At 70.5% G+C, this 16,011-nt stretch carries 16 protein-coding genes; 6 read left to right on the top strand and 10 right to left on the bottom strand.

Annotated features, from left to right (window positions below; genetic code table 11):
- Positions 1-114 precede the first annotated feature (114 nt).
- Both AB0N16_RS30390 and AB0N16_RS30385 read left to right on the top strand, forming a co-directional pair.
- On the top strand, positions 115-1,128 hold the full coding sequence (locus AB0N16_RS30390; protein ID WP_365802190.1) for an acyl-CoA desaturase: 1,014 nt from the start codon (positions 115-117) through the stop codon (positions 1,126-1,128).
- Entirely contained in the window at positions 1,125-1,799 is a 675-nt protein-coding gene (locus AB0N16_RS30385) for a TetR/AcrR family transcriptional regulator (protein ID WP_365802188.1), read from the top strand. Before AB0N16_RS30390 ends, AB0N16_RS30385 begins: the two co-directional genes overlap by 4 nt.
- Before the next feature lie 66 nt (positions 1,800-1,865).
- Here the strand turns inward: AB0N16_RS30385 and AB0N16_RS30380 are convergent, their stop codons facing one another.
- The 3 genes from AB0N16_RS30380 to AB0N16_RS30370 form a co-directional block, all read right to left on the bottom strand.
- Positions 1,866-2,039 (bottom strand): CsbD family protein, encoded by a 174-nt coding sequence (locus tag AB0N16_RS30380; protein ID WP_365802186.1) that lies wholly within the window; start codon positions 2,037-2,039, stop codon positions 1,866-1,868.
- A 78-nt stretch (positions 2,040-2,117) separates the two neighbouring features.
- A complete protein-coding gene (locus AB0N16_RS30375; protein ID WP_365802184.1) occupies positions 2,118-2,480 on the bottom strand; it encodes a VOC family protein in 363 nt (120 codons plus the stop codon).
- The gene (locus tag AB0N16_RS30370) at positions 2,480-3,295 is read right to left on the bottom strand and encodes a trans-aconitate 2-methyltransferase (protein WP_365802182.1); all 816 of its coding nucleotides are present in this window, start codon (positions 3,293-3,295) and stop codon (positions 2,480-2,482) included. The genes AB0N16_RS30375 and AB0N16_RS30370 overlap by 1 nt, the downstream gene beginning before the upstream one ends.
- An 89-nt stretch (positions 3,296-3,384) precedes the next feature.
- On the opposite strand from AB0N16_RS30370, the gene tamR reads away from it, so the two are divergent.
- Positions 3,385-3,882 (top strand): MarR family transcriptional regulator TamR, encoded by a 498-nt coding sequence (gene tamR, locus AB0N16_RS30365; protein ID WP_365802180.1) that lies wholly within the window; start codon positions 3,385-3,387, stop codon positions 3,880-3,882.
- 85 nt (positions 3,883-3,967) lie between these two features.
- Here tamR and AB0N16_RS30360 read toward each other — a convergent pair whose 3' ends face one another.
- Complete coding sequence (locus tag AB0N16_RS30360; RefSeq protein ID WP_365802178.1) at positions 3,968-4,741, bottom strand: response regulator transcription factor; 774 nt, start codon at positions 4,739-4,741, stop codon at positions 3,968-3,970.
- Between the two features lie 271 nt (positions 4,742-5,012).
- Between AB0N16_RS30360 and AB0N16_RS30355 the strand changes: the two genes are divergently transcribed.
- A complete protein-coding gene (locus tag AB0N16_RS30355) occupies positions 5,013-5,459 on the top strand; it encodes a GNAT family N-acetyltransferase (protein ID WP_365802176.1) in 447 nt (148 codons plus the stop codon).
- A gap of 3 nt (positions 5,460-5,462) precedes the next feature.
- Here the strand turns inward: AB0N16_RS30355 and galK are convergent, their stop codons facing one another.
- Genes galK through galT form a run of 3 tightly spaced genes read right to left on the bottom strand, consistent with a single transcriptional unit; the run spans position 5,463 to position 8,637 of the window.
- Entirely contained in the window at positions 5,463-6,617 is a 1,155-nt protein-coding gene (gene galK / locus AB0N16_RS30350; RefSeq protein WP_365802174.1) for a galactokinase, read from the bottom strand.
- Positions 6,617-7,579, bottom strand: a complete 963-nt coding sequence (gene galE / locus AB0N16_RS30345; protein ID WP_365802172.1) for a UDP-glucose 4-epimerase GalE — start codon at positions 7,577-7,579, stop codon at positions 6,617-6,619. The genes galK and galE overlap by 1 nt, the downstream gene beginning before the upstream one ends.
- The gene (gene galT, locus AB0N16_RS30340; RefSeq protein WP_365802170.1) at positions 7,579-8,637 is read right to left on the bottom strand and encodes a galactose-1-phosphate uridylyltransferase; all 1,059 of its coding nucleotides are present in this window, start codon (positions 8,635-8,637) and stop codon (positions 7,579-7,581) included. The genes galE and galT overlap by 1 nt, the downstream gene beginning before the upstream one ends.
- A gap of 136 nt (positions 8,638-8,773) precedes the next feature.
- On the opposite strand from galT, the gene AB0N16_RS30335 reads away from it, so the two are divergent.
- Together AB0N16_RS30335 and AB0N16_RS30330 are read left to right on the top strand one after the other, a co-directional pair.
- Complete coding sequence (locus AB0N16_RS30335; protein ID WP_365802427.1) at positions 8,774-10,474, top strand: sodium:solute symporter family protein; 1,701 nt, start codon at positions 8,774-8,776, stop codon at positions 10,472-10,474.
- Between the two features lie 28 nt (positions 10,475-10,502).
- Positions 10,503-10,835, top strand: a complete 333-nt coding sequence (locus AB0N16_RS30330; protein WP_365802168.1) for a hypothetical protein — start codon at positions 10,503-10,505, stop codon at positions 10,833-10,835.
- A 102-nt stretch (positions 10,836-10,937) separates the two neighbouring features.
- Here AB0N16_RS30330 and AB0N16_RS30325 read toward each other — a convergent pair whose 3' ends face one another.
- From AB0N16_RS30325 to AB0N16_RS30315, 3 genes are all read right to left on the bottom strand, one after another.
- Positions 10,938-11,630 (bottom strand): response regulator transcription factor, encoded by a 693-nt coding sequence (locus AB0N16_RS30325; RefSeq protein ID WP_365802166.1) that lies wholly within the window; start codon positions 11,628-11,630, stop codon positions 10,938-10,940.
- Between the two features lie 293 nt (positions 11,631-11,923).
- Positions 11,924-13,702, bottom strand: a complete 1,779-nt coding sequence (locus tag AB0N16_RS30320) for a PQQ-binding-like beta-propeller repeat protein (RefSeq protein WP_365802164.1) — start codon at positions 13,700-13,702, stop codon at positions 11,924-11,926.
- A 207-nt stretch (positions 13,703-13,909) separates the two neighbouring features.
- A complete protein-coding gene (locus tag AB0N16_RS30315; RefSeq protein WP_365802162.1) occupies positions 13,910-15,721 on the bottom strand; it encodes a hypothetical protein in 1,812 nt (603 codons plus the stop codon).
- Positions 15,722-16,011 lie beyond the last annotated feature (290 nt).

The following is a 16,011-nucleotide window of genomic DNA, read 5'->3' as shown; positions in this document are numbered from 1 at the left end:
CTGCCATACTTACGTTGCCGTAGGTTACGGAACCGTAGGGAAGAACCCTTATCGTCCCGTACGGTCGCCACGGATCGACACCTGTCTCAACCCTCGACCCCCCAGGGGACGCGCATGACCTCGTCTAGTTCCGATGTGATCGAAGACCCCCGGAAGGCGGCCGACAGCTCGCTCCAGTCCGCCACCCTGGGCGGCGAGCGGAAGGGCTCGCTGGAGCAGATCACCCTGTTGCTGTTCATCGCCGTGCCGTTCCTCGCGCTGCTGGCGGCGGTGCCGCTGGCGTGGGGGTGGGGCGGCGTGAGCTGGCTCGACCTGGGCCTGCTGGTGTTCTTCTACTATCTGGGCTGCCACGGCGTGACGATCGGTTACCACCGTTATTTCACCCATGGCTCGTTCAAGGCCAAGCGGCCGCTCAGGATCGCGCTAGCGGTCGCGGGCTCGATGGCGGTGGAGGGGCCCCTGGTGCGCTGGGTGGCCGATCACCGCAAGCACCACAAGTTCTCCGACGCGGAGGGCGACCCGCATTCGCCGTGGCGGTACGGGGAGACCGTGCCGGCGTTGCTCAAGGGCCTGTGGTGGGCACACATCGCCTGGATGTTCGACGAGGAGCGGACTCCGCAGGAGAAGTACGCGCCGGACCTGGTCAGGGACCCGGCGATCCGGGCGATCTCCCGGCAGTTCATCTACTGGACCGTGCTCTCGCTGGCGCTGCCGCCGCTGATCGGCGGTCTGGTGACCATGTCCTGGTGGGGCGCGTTCACCGCGTTCTTCTGGGGTTCACTCGTCCGGGTGGCGCTGCTGCACCACGTGACCTGGTCGATCAACTCGATCTGCCACGCCGTGGGAAGGCGGCCGTTCCGCTCGCGGGACAGGTCGGGCAACGTGTGGTGGCTGGCGGTCCTGTCCTGTGGCGAGTCCTGGCACAACCTGCACCACGCCGACCCGACCTCGGCCCGGCACGGGGTGGAGCGCGGCCAGCTGGACTCGTCGGCCCGGATCATCCGCTGGTGCGAGCAGCTGGGCTGGGCGTACGACGTGCGGTGGCCGTCACGCTCGCGTATCGATTCGCGCCGTAACACCGGGGAAGGTGGCTCCCGGCGAGGGTCGGAGACCGCCGAGGCGGCATGATTGACGCCGTGGCGACCGACTCCAGCACCCCCAGTCCCGAAAAGCCGCGGCGGGCGCGTCGCACCCGCATGACCGGGGTGGAGCGTCGCCAGCAGCTGTTGGAGATCGGTCGCACCCTCTTCGCCGCGAAGGGTTTCGAGGGCACCTCGGTGGAGGAGATCGCGGCGAAGGCCGGGGTCTCCAAGCCGGTGGTGTACGAGCACTTCGGCGGCAAGGAGGGGCTGTACGCGGTGGTGGTCGACCGTGAGATGCGCCGGTTGCTGGACATGGTGACCGGCTCCCTCACCGCCGGGCATCCGCGTGAGCTGTGCGAGCAGGCCGCGTTCGCCCTGCTCGACTACATCGAGGAGTACACGGACGGGTTCCGGATCCTGGTCCGGGACTCCCCCATCCCGCAGTCCACGGGTTCCTTCGCGTCCCTCATCTCGGACATCGCCACCCAGGTGGAGGACATCCTCGGGCGCGAGTTCAAGTCGCGCGGCTTCGACCCCAAGCTGGCGCCGCTGTACGCGCAGGCGCTGGTGGGCATGGTGGCGCTGACCGGCCAGTGGTGGCTGGACGTGCGCCGCCCGAAGAAGGCGGAGGTCGCCGCCCACCTCGTCAATCTGGCCTGGCACGGCCTGGACGGCCTGGAGCAGAAACCGCGGCTGATAGGGCACCGCAAGGCGTGACACCGCGGCTCATAGGGCACCGCAAGGCGTGAGACCGCCCGCCGGGCCCTGGAAGACCAGACCTCCTCAGTGCTTGAAGATGTCCTTGGCCTTCTCCTTGGCCTGGCGGGCGTCGCCCTTGGCCTTCTCGGCGCGGCCTTCACTCTCCATCGGAAGATCGCCCGTCGCCCGCCCGGCGATCTCCTTGGCCTTGCCCTTGAGCTGTTCCTTCTTGGCCTTGGCCTTCTGCTCCCGTGCCACCGTCGATCACCCCTGACGGGTTCGTAGTCGGCTGTCGTCCCACCGGGTAACCGGGGCCGGGCCGGGGCAAACGGCGGCTCAGCGGTCCGGTTCAAGGAACTCCAGGCGGTTGCCCACGGGGTCCTCGCAGTAGAAGCGGCGGTGGCCGGGGAGATCCCCGTCCCAGGCGACGGGCGTGCCGTGGGCGGTGAGCCGGGCCGCGTACGCCTCGATACCCGTCACCAGCAGACCCGGGTGGGCCTGCCTGGCCGGCCGGAAGGCCTGCTCGATCCCCACGTGCAGATGGATCTCGCCGGCCCGGAACCAGCAGCCGCCGCGCGCCGCGAGCACGGGCGGTTTGGGGATCTCCGTCATGCCGAGGGTGTCCACGTAGAACGTCCGCAGCCGGTCCTCGGAGCCGGGCGGGGCGGCGAGCTGGACATGGTCGAGGGCGGCGAGCATCAGTTCCCCTCCTTGCGGGCGACGGCGAAGACGCGCCGGAACGGGAACGGGGTGCCGTGCGGGCCGGCCGGGTAGGCCTCGCGCAGTGCGGCCCGGTACTCGGCGAGGAAGGCGTCGCGGGCTCCGGGATCGTCGGCGAGGGCGGTGAGGACCGGGCGCAGTCCGGTGCCCTTCACCCAGTCGAGGACCGGGTCCTCGCCGGCCAGCAGATGGATGTACGTCGTCTCCCAGACGTCGGCGGCGCAGCCGAGCCCGGTCAGCCGCTCCAGGTAGGCCTCGGGGGTGAGGACGGCGTCGTCGTGGCGGAGGACCTCGGCGAGGCGGCCCCGCCAGCGGGGGGACTCGGCGAGGGTCCGCATGAGCCGGTGGCTGGGCGCGGTGAAGTTGCCGGGGACCTGGAAGGCGAAGATGCCGCCGGGGGCGAGGGCGGCGATCCAGTCGGCGAACCGCTCGGCGTGCCCGGGGACCCACTGGAACGTGGCGTTGCTGACGATCAGGTCGTACGGCCGCTCGGGCGCCCAGGTGCGGACGTCGGCGTGGGAGAAGTCCAGGCGGCCGCCGCCGGCCGTGGGGCCCTCGTACTCCACGAGCGCCTTGTCGAGCATCTCGGGCGAGTTGTCGTAACCGGTGATGCGGGCGGTGGGCCAGCGTTCGGCGAGCAGGGCGGTCATGTTGCCGGGGCCGCAGCCGAGATCGGCGACGGCCGGGGGCTCGCCGGGGAGGTCGGGGATCCGGGCGAGGAGGTCGATGAAGGGGCGGGCGCGGTGGCCGGCGTGCCGGAGGTACTGGGCAGGGTCCCAGGCGGGAGTCGTCATGGGCTCCACCCTCCCCGCCCTGATATCTCGATGTCAAGAAGCTCGACATCAAGAGACTTCATGTCGACACAACCACTACACTGATCGCCATGGAGGACGAGGTCGATCGGCTGGTGGCTGCGTGGCGCCGGGAGCGCCCGGACCTCGACGTGGAACCGCTTGAGGTGCTCAGCCGGGTGAGCCGACTGGCCCGGCACCTGGACCGGGCGCGTCGGCTGGCCTTCGCGGAGCACAGCCTGGAGCCCTGGGAGTTCGACGTGCTGACCGCGCTCCGGCGCGCGGGGACGCCGTACCAGCTCTCCCCCGGGCAGCTGCTGACCCAGACCCTGGTGACGTCGGGGACGATGACCAACCGGATCGACCGGCTGACCAAGAAGGGCCTGGTGGAGCGGCTGCCGGACCCGAGCGACCGGCGGGGCGTGCTGGTGCGGCTGACCGAGGAGGGCCAGGACCGCGCGGACCAGGCCCTGGCCGGACTCCTCGACCAGGAACGGGCGATCCTCGCCGAACTCTCCCGCGCCCAGCGCGCCGAACTCGCCGCTCTGCTACGCCAGTTGACCGCCCCGTTCGACAACATCCCCGGCTGAGGGACCCGCGGGGGCGGATCCCTCCGCAGACGCGGGGCTCACCGGCTACGCGGGCTCACCGGAGACGCGGGCTCACCGGTGTCGATCAGGCGCTGCTGCTCTCCTCCGGCAGGATCCGCCCGGCGGGCCCCAGGTCGGCCGGGCCCACTCCGGCCCGGCGCGCGAGCGCGACGGCGGCCAGCGTGGAGTGCACGCCCAGTTTGCCGAGCACGTTCTGCATATGGGTGCGGACGGTGTGCGGGGACAGGAACAGGCGCTCGGCGACCGCCTTGCGCCCCAGGCCCGCCACCATGCACCGGAGCACTTCCCGCTCCCTCGGCGTGAGGGACTCCACGAGCCGTTCACTCTCGGTGCGGTGCTTGCGCGCGGCCGTCAACTCCCGCAGGACCCCGGTCAGCAGGGCGGGCGGCAGATGGGTCTCGTCGCGCAGCACCCCCCGGATGACGTTCAGCAGCCGGGACAGCGAGCAGTCCTTGGCGACCCAGCCGCAGGCGCCGGCCTGCAGGGCCAGGGCCGCGCGCCGCGGGTCGTCCTTCTCGGCGAGCACGACGACACGGACCGCGGGGTGGGCCGAGCGGACCCCGGTGACCAGGGATATCCCGTCGACCAGACCCTCCTCGTTGCCCTCCTGCACCGGCACCGCCGGGCGGCCGCCGGGCAGTTGGCCGCCCAGATCGGCGTCGACGAGCAGCACGTCGTAGCGGCGGCCCTCGGCGACCGCGCGCTCCAGGCAGCGCAGTGCCGCCGGACCGCTGCCGGCCGCGGACACGTCGACGTCGGGCTCGGCGGCCAGAGCCGCGGCGAGCGACTCGGCGAAGATACGGTGGTCGTCGACGACCAGAACTCGGATGCGAACCACAAAACCCCCTTCCCAAGCTCTTCACGAGCAGGGGATACCCCAAGGTGCTCAGAACGACGGATCATGCGGACACGACACCCGTGGGAGGACAGAACCGCACGGCCGCCGTCGTGCCTGAACTGCTACCCCCACCGCGGGTGTCGTACCCGACTTGTCTCGCCCCCTGATCAGCACCGGCCCCCACCGGTACCGCTCCTCAGGGTACGGAAGGGGGGCGGGAGCGGAAGGCAATTTGCAGAACTGCCCGGCCGACGCGTTTATGGTGTGCCGCATGTTTCGTATTGAGACGGAAGTCGACAAAGAACGGCGGGAACTGCTCCACGCGCGGCTGCGGGACAGCAACACCACGGCCTCCCCGGTCCTCGCGGCCCTGCGCGGGACGCCCGACGAACGCCAAGTGCCGCTGCACGTCTGGGCGATGGACGACCGTTCGGGCGAACTGGCGGGCGGCCTGGTGGGGCACACCTGGGCGACCTGGCTGCACGTCACCTATCTGTGGGTGGACGCCGGCCGTCGCGGCACGGGTCTGGGCCGCCGGTTGCTGTCCGAGGCGGAGCGCATCGCCCGGCAGGACCGCGCCTGCGCCGCCGTCCGGCTGGAGACCTGGGACTTCCAGGCACCGGACTTCTACCGGAAGCAGGGCTACGAGGTGGTGTGCGTGGTCCCCGACTATCCGCCGGGGATCACGGAATACACCCTCACGAAGCGGCTGGGCTGAGCCTCAGCTCTCCCGGCGGGCGCCCGCCGACGGCACCGCCTCGAACGTCCGGGGCGCCTTGAACCCGGCCGCCGCGAAGGCCTCTTCGACCGCCTTGGTGATCGTGTCGACGTCGGACGCCTCCGCGAGGACGATCGCCGAGCCGCCGAAGCCGCCGCCGGTCATCCGGGCGCCCAGGGCGCCGGTGGCGAGGGCGGTGTCGACGACCAGGTCCAGCTCCGGGCAGGAGATCCGGAAGTCGTCGCGCAGCGAGGCGTGGCCCTCGGTGAGGACCGGGCCGATGGCGCGGGTGTCGCCGGCCTCCAGCAGGGCGACGACGCTTTCCACGCGGTGGTCCTCGGTGACGACGTGCCGGACCAGGCGCCGTACCTCCTCCTCGTCGCCCAGCCGGTCGAGCGCCGCGTCGAGGTCGTCGTAGGCGACGTCCCGCAGCGCGTCCACGCCCAGCAGGGCCGCGCCCTTCTCGCAGCCGGCCCGGCGCTTGCCGTACTCGCCGCCGCTGTGAGCGTGCTTGACCTGGGTGTCGACGACCAGCAGCCGCATGCCCTCGGCCGCGAGGTCGAAGGGGATCTGCTTCTGCGAGAGATCGCGGGTGTCCAGGAACAGGGCGTGCCCCTGCTCGCAGCAGGCGGACGCCGTCTGGTCCATGATGCCGGTGGGCGCCCCGACGTAGACGTTCTCCGCGCGCTGGCACAAGCGGGCCAGCTGCCAGCGGGCCAGGCCCAGTTGGTGCAGGTCGTTGAGGGCGAGGGCGATCACCACCTCCAGGGCCGCGGAGGAGGACAGGCCTGCTCCGGTGGGGACCGTGGAGGACAGGTGCACGTCGGCGCCGGTGACCGGGTGGCCGGCCTCGCGCAGCGCCCAGACCACGCCCGCCGGGTACGCCGTCCACTCCTGGTCGGTGCCGGGTTCCAGGGCGTCGAGGGAGAGCTCGACGACCCCGCCCTCGATGTCGGCGGAGTGCAGCCGCAGCACGCCGTCGGTGCGGCGGGAGACCGCGGCCGTCGTCGCGTGCGGCAGCGCGAACGGCATCACGAAGCCGTCGTTGTAGTCGGTGTGCTCACCGATCAGGTTGACCCGGCCCGGCGCCGACCAGACCCCTTCGGGCGCGGTTCCGTAGAGCTCCGTGAAACCGTCCCGGACCTGCTGTGCCCCCACTACTGCTCCCTTGAGACGTGCTGTGCGAACTCCCAGGCGTCCGCGACGATGCCCGCGAGGTCCGCGCGGGTCGGGTTCCAGCCCAGCTTCTCGCGGGCGGTGGCCGCCGAGGCGACCAGGACGGCCGGGTCGCCGCCCCGGCGCGGGGCCACGACCTCGGGGATCGGATGGCCGGTGACCTGGCGGACGGTCTCGATGACCTCGCGGACCGAGAAGCCCTCGCCGTTGCCGAGGTTGCAGATGAGGTGCTCGCCGGGGAGCGCGGCCGTCAGGGCCAGCAGGTGGGCGTCGGCGAGGTCCGCGACGTGGATGTAGTCGCGGACGCAGGTGCCGTCGGACGTCGGGTAGTCGTCGCCGAAGACCGAGACGGCCTCGCGGCGGCCCTGGGCGACCTGGAGGACCAGCGGGATCAGGTGCGACTCGGGGTCGTGGCGCTCGCCCTGCGCGCCGTAGGCACCGGCCACGTTGAAGTAGCGCAGGGAGACCGCGCCCAGGCCGTGCGCGGCGGCCTCGCCGGTGATCATGTGGTCGACAGCGAGCTTGGTGGCCCCGTACGGGCTGGTGGGCTTCGTCGGGGCGGTCTCGACGATCGGGACCTGCTCCGGCTCGCCGTAGGTGGCCGCCGTGGAGGAGAAGACGAGCTTGCGGACGCCGGCCTCACGCATCGCGGCGAGCAGCGCCATCGTGCCGCCGACGTTGTTGTCCCAGTACTTCTCGGGCTGCTCGACCGACTCGCCGACCTTGGAGAACGCGGCGAAGTGCAGCACCGCGTCGTAGGAGGCGTCGAGCCACTTCGCGGCGTCGCGGATGTCGCCCTCGACGAAGGCGGCGCCCGCCGGGACGGCCTCCCGGAAGCCCGTGGACAGGTTGTCGAGGACGGTGACCTCGTGGCCCGCCTCCAGCAGGTGCTGGGCCACCACGCTGCCGACGTAACCCGCTCCGCCCGTCACCAGGTACTTCATCAACTCGCTACCTCTCGCAGTCGCTCGGCCGCGCGCTCCGGCGGCACGTCGTTGATGAACACGTTCATGCCGGATTCGGAACCCGCGAGAAACTTCAGCTTGCCGGACGTTCGGCGGATGGTGAAAAGCTCCAGGTGGAGCGCGAAGTCGTCGCGCGTGACCCCCTCGAACTCCTCCAGCGTCCCGAACGGCGCCTGGTGCCAGGCGGCGATGTAGGGCGTGGGAGGTTCACCCTCACCGAAGATACGGTCGAAGCGCCTCAAGAGTTCCAGATAAACCTGGGGGAACTCTGAGCGCGCCGCCTCGTCCAGTCCGAGCAGGTCGGGGACCCGGCGCTTCGGGTACAGGTGGACCTCGTAGGGCCAGTGTGCCGCGTACGGCACGAAGGCGACCCAGTGTTCACCCTCAAGGACGACCCGCTCGTCGGCGAGTTCCCGCTCCAGGACGGCGTCGAAGAGGTTCTCTCCGCCGGCCGCCTCCTTGTGAGTGGCGAGTGAACGCAGCATCAGGGCGGTGCGCGGGGTGGTGAAGGGGTAGGCGTAGATCTGGCCGTGCGGGTGACCGAGCGTCACGCCGATCTCCTCGCCGCGGTTCTCGAAGCAGAACACCTGCTGGACGGAGGGGAGATGCGACAGTTCCGAGGTCCGGTCGGTCCACGCGTCGAGGACGAGACGCGCCTGCTCCTCGGTGAGGCTCGCGAAGGACGCGTCGTGGTCCGAGGTGAAGCAGACCACCTCACAGCGCCCGGAGTCGCCGGCCAGCGAGGGGAAACGGTTCTCGAAGACCACCACGTCGTACGACGAGTCCGGGATCTCGCTCAGCCGGTCGCCCTTGGTCGGGCAGAGCGGGCACTGGTCGGCCGGCGGGTGGTAGGTGCGGCCCTGCCGGTGCGAGGCGATGGCGACCTGGTCGCCGAGCAGCGGGTCACGGCGGATCTCGGAGGTGGTGTGCGTCCGCTCCAGCGGCCTGCGGTCCACCGCGTCCCGCACGGTGTCGTCCCGCAGGTCGTAGTAGATGAGCTCGCGACCGTCGGCCAGCCGGGTCGAGGTCTTCTTCACTGCGGACTCCCGAAAATCGAGCGTTGTTCGAGTCAGCCAACCATCAAACAGAACCGAACACACCAAAACACAACTCACCAGGTGAGTCAACATCGGAATCAATCAAGGTGAGACAACGAAAGTGTTGAATTACTGGGTGCAGAACCCCACCAATGCCCCCGCATCCCCCACATACCTCGCGCAGGAGCTACGGCTCCCCACCAACGGGCTCGACTACGTGATCCTCGCGATCTACTTCGTGGTCGTCCTGGGCATCGGCTTCGCGGCCCGCCGCTCGGTGAAGACCAGCCTCGACTTCTTCCTGTCCGGACGCTCGCTGCCCGCGTGGATCACCGGGCTCGCGTTCATCTCGGCGAACCTGGCCGCCACCGAGATCCTCGGCATGGCCGCCAACAGCGCGCAGTACGGCGCGTACACCGTGCACTGGTACTGGATCGGCGCCATTCCGGCCATGGTCTTCCTCGGCCTGGTGATGATGCCGTTCTACTACGGGAGCAAGGTCCGCTCGGTCCCCGAGATGCTGCTGCTGCGCTTCGACAGAGCCGCACATCTGCTGAGTTCGATCCTGTTCGCCTTCGCCGCCATCCTCATCGCGGGCGTCAACCTGTACGCCCTCGCGATCGTCGTGGAGGCACTGCTGGGCTGGCCGCAGTGGGTGGCGATCGTGGTGGCCGGCGCGTTCGTGCTGGGGTACATCACCCTCGGCGGCCTCTCCTCGGCCATCTACAACGAGGTGCTCCAGTTCTTCGTGATCCTGGCCGCCCTCATCCCGCTGTCCGTGCTCGGCCTGAAGAAGGTGGGCGGCTGGGACGGCCTGGTCGACAAGCTCGACGCCACCCACGGCCACAACTTCACCACCGCCTGGGGCGGCACCGGCATCGGCACCGTCAACCCGCTCGGCGCGAACTGGCTGACCATCGTCCTCGGCCTCGGCTTCGTCCTCTCCTTCGGCTACTGGACGACCAACTTCGCCGAGGTCCAGCGCGCCCTGTCGGCGAAGAACCTCTCCGCCGCCCAGCGCACCCCGCTGATCGCCGCGTACCCGAAGATCTTCATCGTCTTCCTGGTGATGATCCCGGGCCTGGTCGCCGCCGCGCTGGTGCCGAACATCGGCACGTCCGGCTCCGACCTCCAGTACAACGACGCGATCCCCTACCTGATGTCCCAACTCCTGCCCAACGGCGTCCTCGGCATCGCGGTCACCGGCCTGCTCGCGGCCTTCATGGCCGGCATGGCCGCCAACGTGTCGTCCTTCAACACCGTCTTCACGACCGACATCTGGGCGAAGTACGTGGTGCGGGGCCGCGAGGACGGCTACTACGTCCGCTTCGGACGCCTCATCACCGCGATCGGCGTGGCCGCGTCCGTCGGTACGGCGTTCCTGGCGTCGTCGTTCTCGAACATCATGAGCTACCTCCAGACACTGTTCTCCTTCTTCAACGTGCCGATGTTCGTCGTCTTCATCGTCGGCATGTTCTGGAAGCGCGCCTCGGCGAAGTCCGGCTTCTGGGGGCTGCTCGCGGGGACGGTGACCGCGATGGTCAACTACTTCGTCCTCTACAAGAAGGACATCATCGGCATCCCCTCGGACCAGGGCGCCAACTTCGTCTCCGCGATCGCCGGCTTCGTCGCCGGCGCGGTGGTGATGGTGATCGTGTCCCTGTTCACCGCGCCCAAGCCGGAGGCGGAGCTGGCGGGCCTGGTCTACGGCACGCGCTCCCCCGGCATGACCGAGGCGCGCGCCGCGGGCGACGACGCCTGGTACCGGCGGCCGGCGCTGCTGGGCTGGGGTGCGGTGATCCTGGCCGCCCTCTGCTACATCCCGTTCTCGTTCTGACCGCCGTGGCTGGAGAAGAGGAGAGACCATGACCGACGACTCCGGGCACTCCGGGTTCCACTACTCCGAGCAGGACGTCCATCGGGAAGTCACCGAGCTGGAGGGCAAGTCCGCGACCGCCGCGCGCATCTTCGATCTGCGGCGGATCATCGGTGGGCTGTTCGTGCTGTACGGGATCATCGTCACGATCACCGGGATCACGGACTCGCAGGCCGAGATCGACAAGGCACAGGGGATCAACATCAACCTGTGGACCGGGATCGGGATGCTGCTGCTGGGGGTGTTCTTTCTGGTGTGGCTGTGGCTGCGGCCGACCCCGCCGCCGGTTCCTTCGGTGGAAGGGGAGAAGGAGGTGGAGTAGGTCGTCGTGCGGGTGCGGGTGCGTGGGGGCTGGTCGCGCCCGCACGGCGGAGCCGCACATCGCTACGGCCCCGCGCCCCTGGGTGGGTGCGGTGGCCGCCGGCTACTGGTCCGGCCCTGCTGAATGGTTGAGTGGGCCGGCCCTGTCCAGCAGCCCGGTACGTGCCGCCAAAGCCGCCGCCTCCAAGCGCGACCCCACCCCCAGCTTCATCAGCACCCGCTGCACATGGGTGCGGGCCGTGCTCGGGGCGATGCCCATGCCCGCCGCGATCAGGCGGGTGTCCTCGCCGTCGGCGACGCGCACCAGCACCTCCACCTCCCTCGGGGTGAGCATCTGGAGGAGGCGCTGGCCCTCGTCGTCGGGCTGGGCGGCCGGGTTGAGGAGTTCACCGAAGGCACCCTGGAGCAGGGCGGGTGCCACCGCTGCCTCCCCGGCCCGCGCCTTCATGATCGCCCGCTCGACGCCCTCTATCCGCTCGTCGTGCCGGACGTATCCGGAGGCGCCCGCGGCGAAGGCCGCCGCGATGCCCCGCGGTGAGGGCACCGGGCCCAGCACGAGGACGGCGACCTGCGGCCGTTCCTTCTTGATCCGCACCACCGGGTCGAAGATCCCCGGCTCGGCCGGTGTCGCCGTACCCAGCAGGCACACCTCGGGCGCGCGCGTGATCACCAGCTCCGCCGCACCCGCCGCCGGCGCCGCCGCCGCGAGCACCCGGTGGCCGCGCAGTTTCAGCGCCGAGGCCAGCGCCTCGGCGAGCAACCGGTGGTCGTCGACCACCATGAGCCGCACTCCCATAGAGCAACCCCCCAGTCCCCCCAATGGATGCCCCACTATGGATGCCCACTGGTCCGCGTGGACAGAGGGCCCCCCGGCACCTCGTCCTTCATGCCCCCGGAAGCTACACGCTTGTTCGACGTTGCGCTGCCCCTACTGATGAGAAGTGCCCCGGATCGGAGGAATCTCTGGCTTTTCTCGTATTCGCAGGTGAAGAGCGGGTGTGATGCGGTACGCGCCCGGTCCCGCCGCTGACCAGGGGCGGGACCGGAATCGCGGGCCGGGTGATACGGGTGTTTCCGCTTGACGAACCGTCAGCCACCCGCGCCGAACGCGGTGACCAGGTACTCCTTGGCCGACAGTGACGAACCGGCGGCGTGGGCGTACACCGCGGACAGGTACAGGTGCCCCTGAGAGTAGAGGACCTCCGCGTACGCCGGGGACATGGCGGTCTCCACGGCCCTGACCGACGCGGTCGACGGGTTCTCCAGCAGCTTGGTCTCGCTGAACGAACCGCCGTCGATACTGACGATCTGGCCGCCCTTGTCGTACGGCGGGTTCTTGTACGCGATCACGTTCGGACCGTCCATGCGCAGCGGTGTGATCGTGTAGTTGTCGCCGGCGTCGGCGCGCTGGCCGGTCTGCTTGCCGGTGGCCAGGTCGAAGGCGACGATCTCGTTGGTCTTCGCGAGGTCCGCGCCGCCGTCGTGCGCCTCGGTCGCCAGGTACAGCCGGTCGTTGCCGACCACCACTCCCTGGCACTTCTCCAGCTGGTAGATGCCGTCGCAGCGGGCCGCGTACGAGCTGCCGGGCGTGGAGATGCGGGTGCGCAGCTGCCCGGTCCTGTTGTCGATGGAGAAGACGTCCGAGAAGCCGCTGCCGTCGCCCGCGCTGTCGTTGACGTCCGCGGCCACGACCAGGGGGTCGGTCGACACGACGCTGGCGTAGGCGATGCCCGAGGTCATCTTGTACTCGGAGATCACCTTGCCGGAGACCGGGTCGATGGTCTGGATGTGCAGCTGGGCGGTGTCGCCGCTGCCGCAGCTGCGGACCGCGACCAGTTTGGCGCCGCCGCCGTAACCGGCGTCGTAGCAGGTGTCGGTCGGCTTCGGCTGCCAGCGGACCTTGCCGGAGGCGAGGGCGAAGGCGGCGCCGCCGCTGGTACCGCCGACCGCGACCGTCTGCTGGGAGACCGTCACGTTATTGAAGTTGATCGGTACGTCACCGGACTTGATCGTCTGCGTCCATAGTCTCTTACCGGCGTTCAGGTCGATCGCGGCGACCTGGGTGCAGCCGGCCGTGGAACCCTTGGGCGGCATTTTCGGCTGGAAGACGACGGCCGTCCTGCCGTCCGCACTGGTGTGCCCGGTGGCGTAGCAGACCGGGCCGGGCAGCGGCACCGTCCACAGCTTGGCGCCCGAGTCGGGGTCGTAGCCGACGATCCGGGCGACGCCGGTCTTCGCGTACACCTTGTCGGTGAGCCAGGAACCGGCGGTGACCGTGGTGTCGTTCGCCGTGGGCAGCGGGACCTGGAAGAGGATCCTGGAGGCCGGGTCCGCGGGCACCTTCTCGCTGCCCTTGCCTGCTCCCCCGCCTCCTCCCTTGCCGCCGGTGCCGCCGGTGCTGGAGCCCGCGGTGTCGTCCTTCTTGCCGTCCGCGCCGGAGGACTTGGAGTACCAGATGCCACCGCCGACGATCAGCGCGATCACGACGACCGCGGCGACGACGATGAACAGCGTGGTGTTGTTCCTGCCGGGGGCGGGAGCGGGGCCGGGGGTGGGGCCGCCCGGGTAGCCGTAACCGGGTGGCTGGGCGTAGGGGTTGGCGGAGGTGGGGGTGGGGGTGGGGGTGGGGGGGTGCTGGGTGTACGGGTTCACGGCCGGGGGCTGGGCGGGGTAGCCGTAGCCGGGCTGCGGGGGCTGGGGTGGCTGGTGGGGGTGGCCGTAGCCGGGCTGGGGGGCCGGGGGCTGCTGCGGGTAGCCGTAGCCCGGCTGGGGGGCCGGGGGTACGGGTGGCTGCGGCGGGCCGGCGGGGGCGCCGAAACCGGGCTGCTGTGGGGGCTGGTTGGGCGGTGGCGGAGGCGGCTGGGTCATGACGGGGAACCTCTGGGGACGGGACGGCGCGGGAGAGGGCTGGGGACGGCGCGTGGGCCAGTGGAGGACGGCGCGTGGGCCGGCACTGGCGGCCGGTGCGGCAGACGGCCGGCGGTCGACGGCCGGCGGTCGATGGCCGGCGGGGTGAGGGGGCCGGCCGTCGGCGCGGGCTGCTGGACGGGGTAGGGCGGGGCGAGGTGGGGCCGCTCAGTCGCCGAAGGCCATCATCAGCTTCTCCTTCGCGTCGTCGCTGCCGGACAGCCGCGTTGAGGAGAGATAGAAGCGGCCGTCGACCCAGTCGACCGCGCCGTCGTAGAAGCCGTCCTCGATGTCGGCGGTGTGCTGTGGGTTCTGCAGCAGCTTGGCGGTGGCGTGGGCGGAGCCGGCGGTCGGGATCGACACCACCTGACCGCCCGAGTCGTACGACGGCCGTACATACGCGACGAGTTTGCCGCCCTCGACCTTGACCGGGTACATCGACTCGTCCGTCGGGGATTTCGTACGCCACTTCGCCTTGCCGTCGACGAGGCTGATCGCGACGATCTCGTTGGCACCGCTATTCGTGTCCGTCGGCAGGTAGAGGGTGGTCGCGTCGACGGCGACGCCCTGGCAGCCCTGGAGGTCACGGGCGAAGATCGCCCAGCCGCACTCGGGGGCGAACTTCTCGTCGACCTTGACCTCGGACCGGAACGCGCCCTTGGCGTCCAACGTCGAGATGTTCCAGGCCTTCTTCTCCTCGTTGGTCATGTAGACCACGAGCGGGTCGACGGAGTAGGTCCGTTCGACCGACCAGCCCTTCTTGACCGGCTGGGTCCACCTGACCGCGCCGGTGGCCGGCTCCAGCTCCGAGATCTCGTCGTGCTCGTTGCCGCCGCCGACCCCGCAGGAGGCCACCTCGACCAGCCGGTGCGCACCGCCCGCGAACGCCGTCGGGAAGCAGGACGCGCCGTACTTCTTCTTGTCGTACAGCTTGTCGCCGCTGCCAAGGTCGTACGCCGTGCCCGACTGGGAGCGGCCCACCATCAGCGTCTTTCCGCTGATCGTCAGCTCGATGCTGATCGCGCTGTCGAACAGGCCGCCGTCGGCGACGGTCGCGGTCCACCCCTTGTGGCCCGTGTCGAGATCGATCTCCTGCAGCCGGTTGCACTTGGCCCGGTCACTGGTGCCGTTCATGTACGCCACGACGACCTTGCCGTCGGCCGACTGGTCCGGGGTCACCGCGCAGATCTTCTGCGGGAACGTGATCGGGGCCCAGGCCGCGGCGCCGCCGCCCACGCGGTAGGCGAAGACCTGCTTGTACGCCGCCTTCACCGCGGTCTTCCCGGTGATCCACATGCCGGGGGCGTCGGCGCCGGACGCCGGGGCGTCGGGCGCCGACTTGTACCAGAGCACCTTGGCCTCGCCGGACTCGCGGCCCTCGTTGAGGTTCTCCGGGTCCGTGCCGCCGTCGCCGCTGCCGTCCCCCGGGTTGACCGGGGCGTCGGTGCCGGAGGCCTTGGGGTCGTCGGACTGCTGGGCGACCGGGTTCTTGCCGTCGTCCCCGCTGGTCACGGCGTACACGGTGCCGCCGACGGCCAGCAGGGCCGCCACCGCCGCCGCGACGATCAGCCCGGGCTTCCCCCTGAACGGCCCGCGGCCCCCGCCCCCGGGCGGCGGAGCGATGCCGGGTGCGCCCGGGTACTGCGGCGGATAGCCGTAACCCGGCTGGGGCGGCTGCCCGTACGGCCCCGCTTGCTGGGGCTGGCCGTAGGGGCCGGGCGGCTGAGCCTGGGGCTGGCCGTAGGGGCCGGGCGGCTGAGCCTGGGGCTGGCCGTACGGACCGGGCTGCGCGTACGGTCCCGGCTGCTGTGGATAGCCGTATCCCGGCTGGGCAGGAGGCGGGGGCGTGCCCTGGGGCGCACCGAAACCGCCCTGCGCGGGCGGCTGTTGCGGGGCGCCGAAGCCACCACCCGGTGGAGGCTGGTCCTGCGGTGCTCCGAATCCGCCCTGCTGCGGCGGCTGACTGGGTGGCTGAGTCATCAGCGCCCTTCCCCCGTTACTGATTTTTAGCCACGCCCCGAGACTCCCGATGGGCCTCAGGCCGTTCTCAGACTTCTCTCAGACGGACCTTTCTATCACTCGGGACCGACAGGCCACGGACCCTCATCAACCCCTGTTCCCAAGGAAGAACCGCCCCGTGATGCCCCCGTTACGCGCCTTCACGCTCCCTTCACGCCGGCGCGCGCAGGGGGTTTGCGCGCCGTGGGGTGGCGCGCGTGCGCGGCCGGTTCACGCCGGTGGATGAGGGGGCGGGCGCACCCATGCGGGTC

Source organism: Streptomyces sp. NPDC051105, from assembly GCF_040682795.1.
Taxonomy (GTDB): domain Bacteria; phylum Actinomycetota; class Actinomycetes; order Streptomycetales; family Streptomycetaceae; genus Streptomyces.
This window is presented reverse-complemented; position numbering and strand designations above follow the sequence as displayed.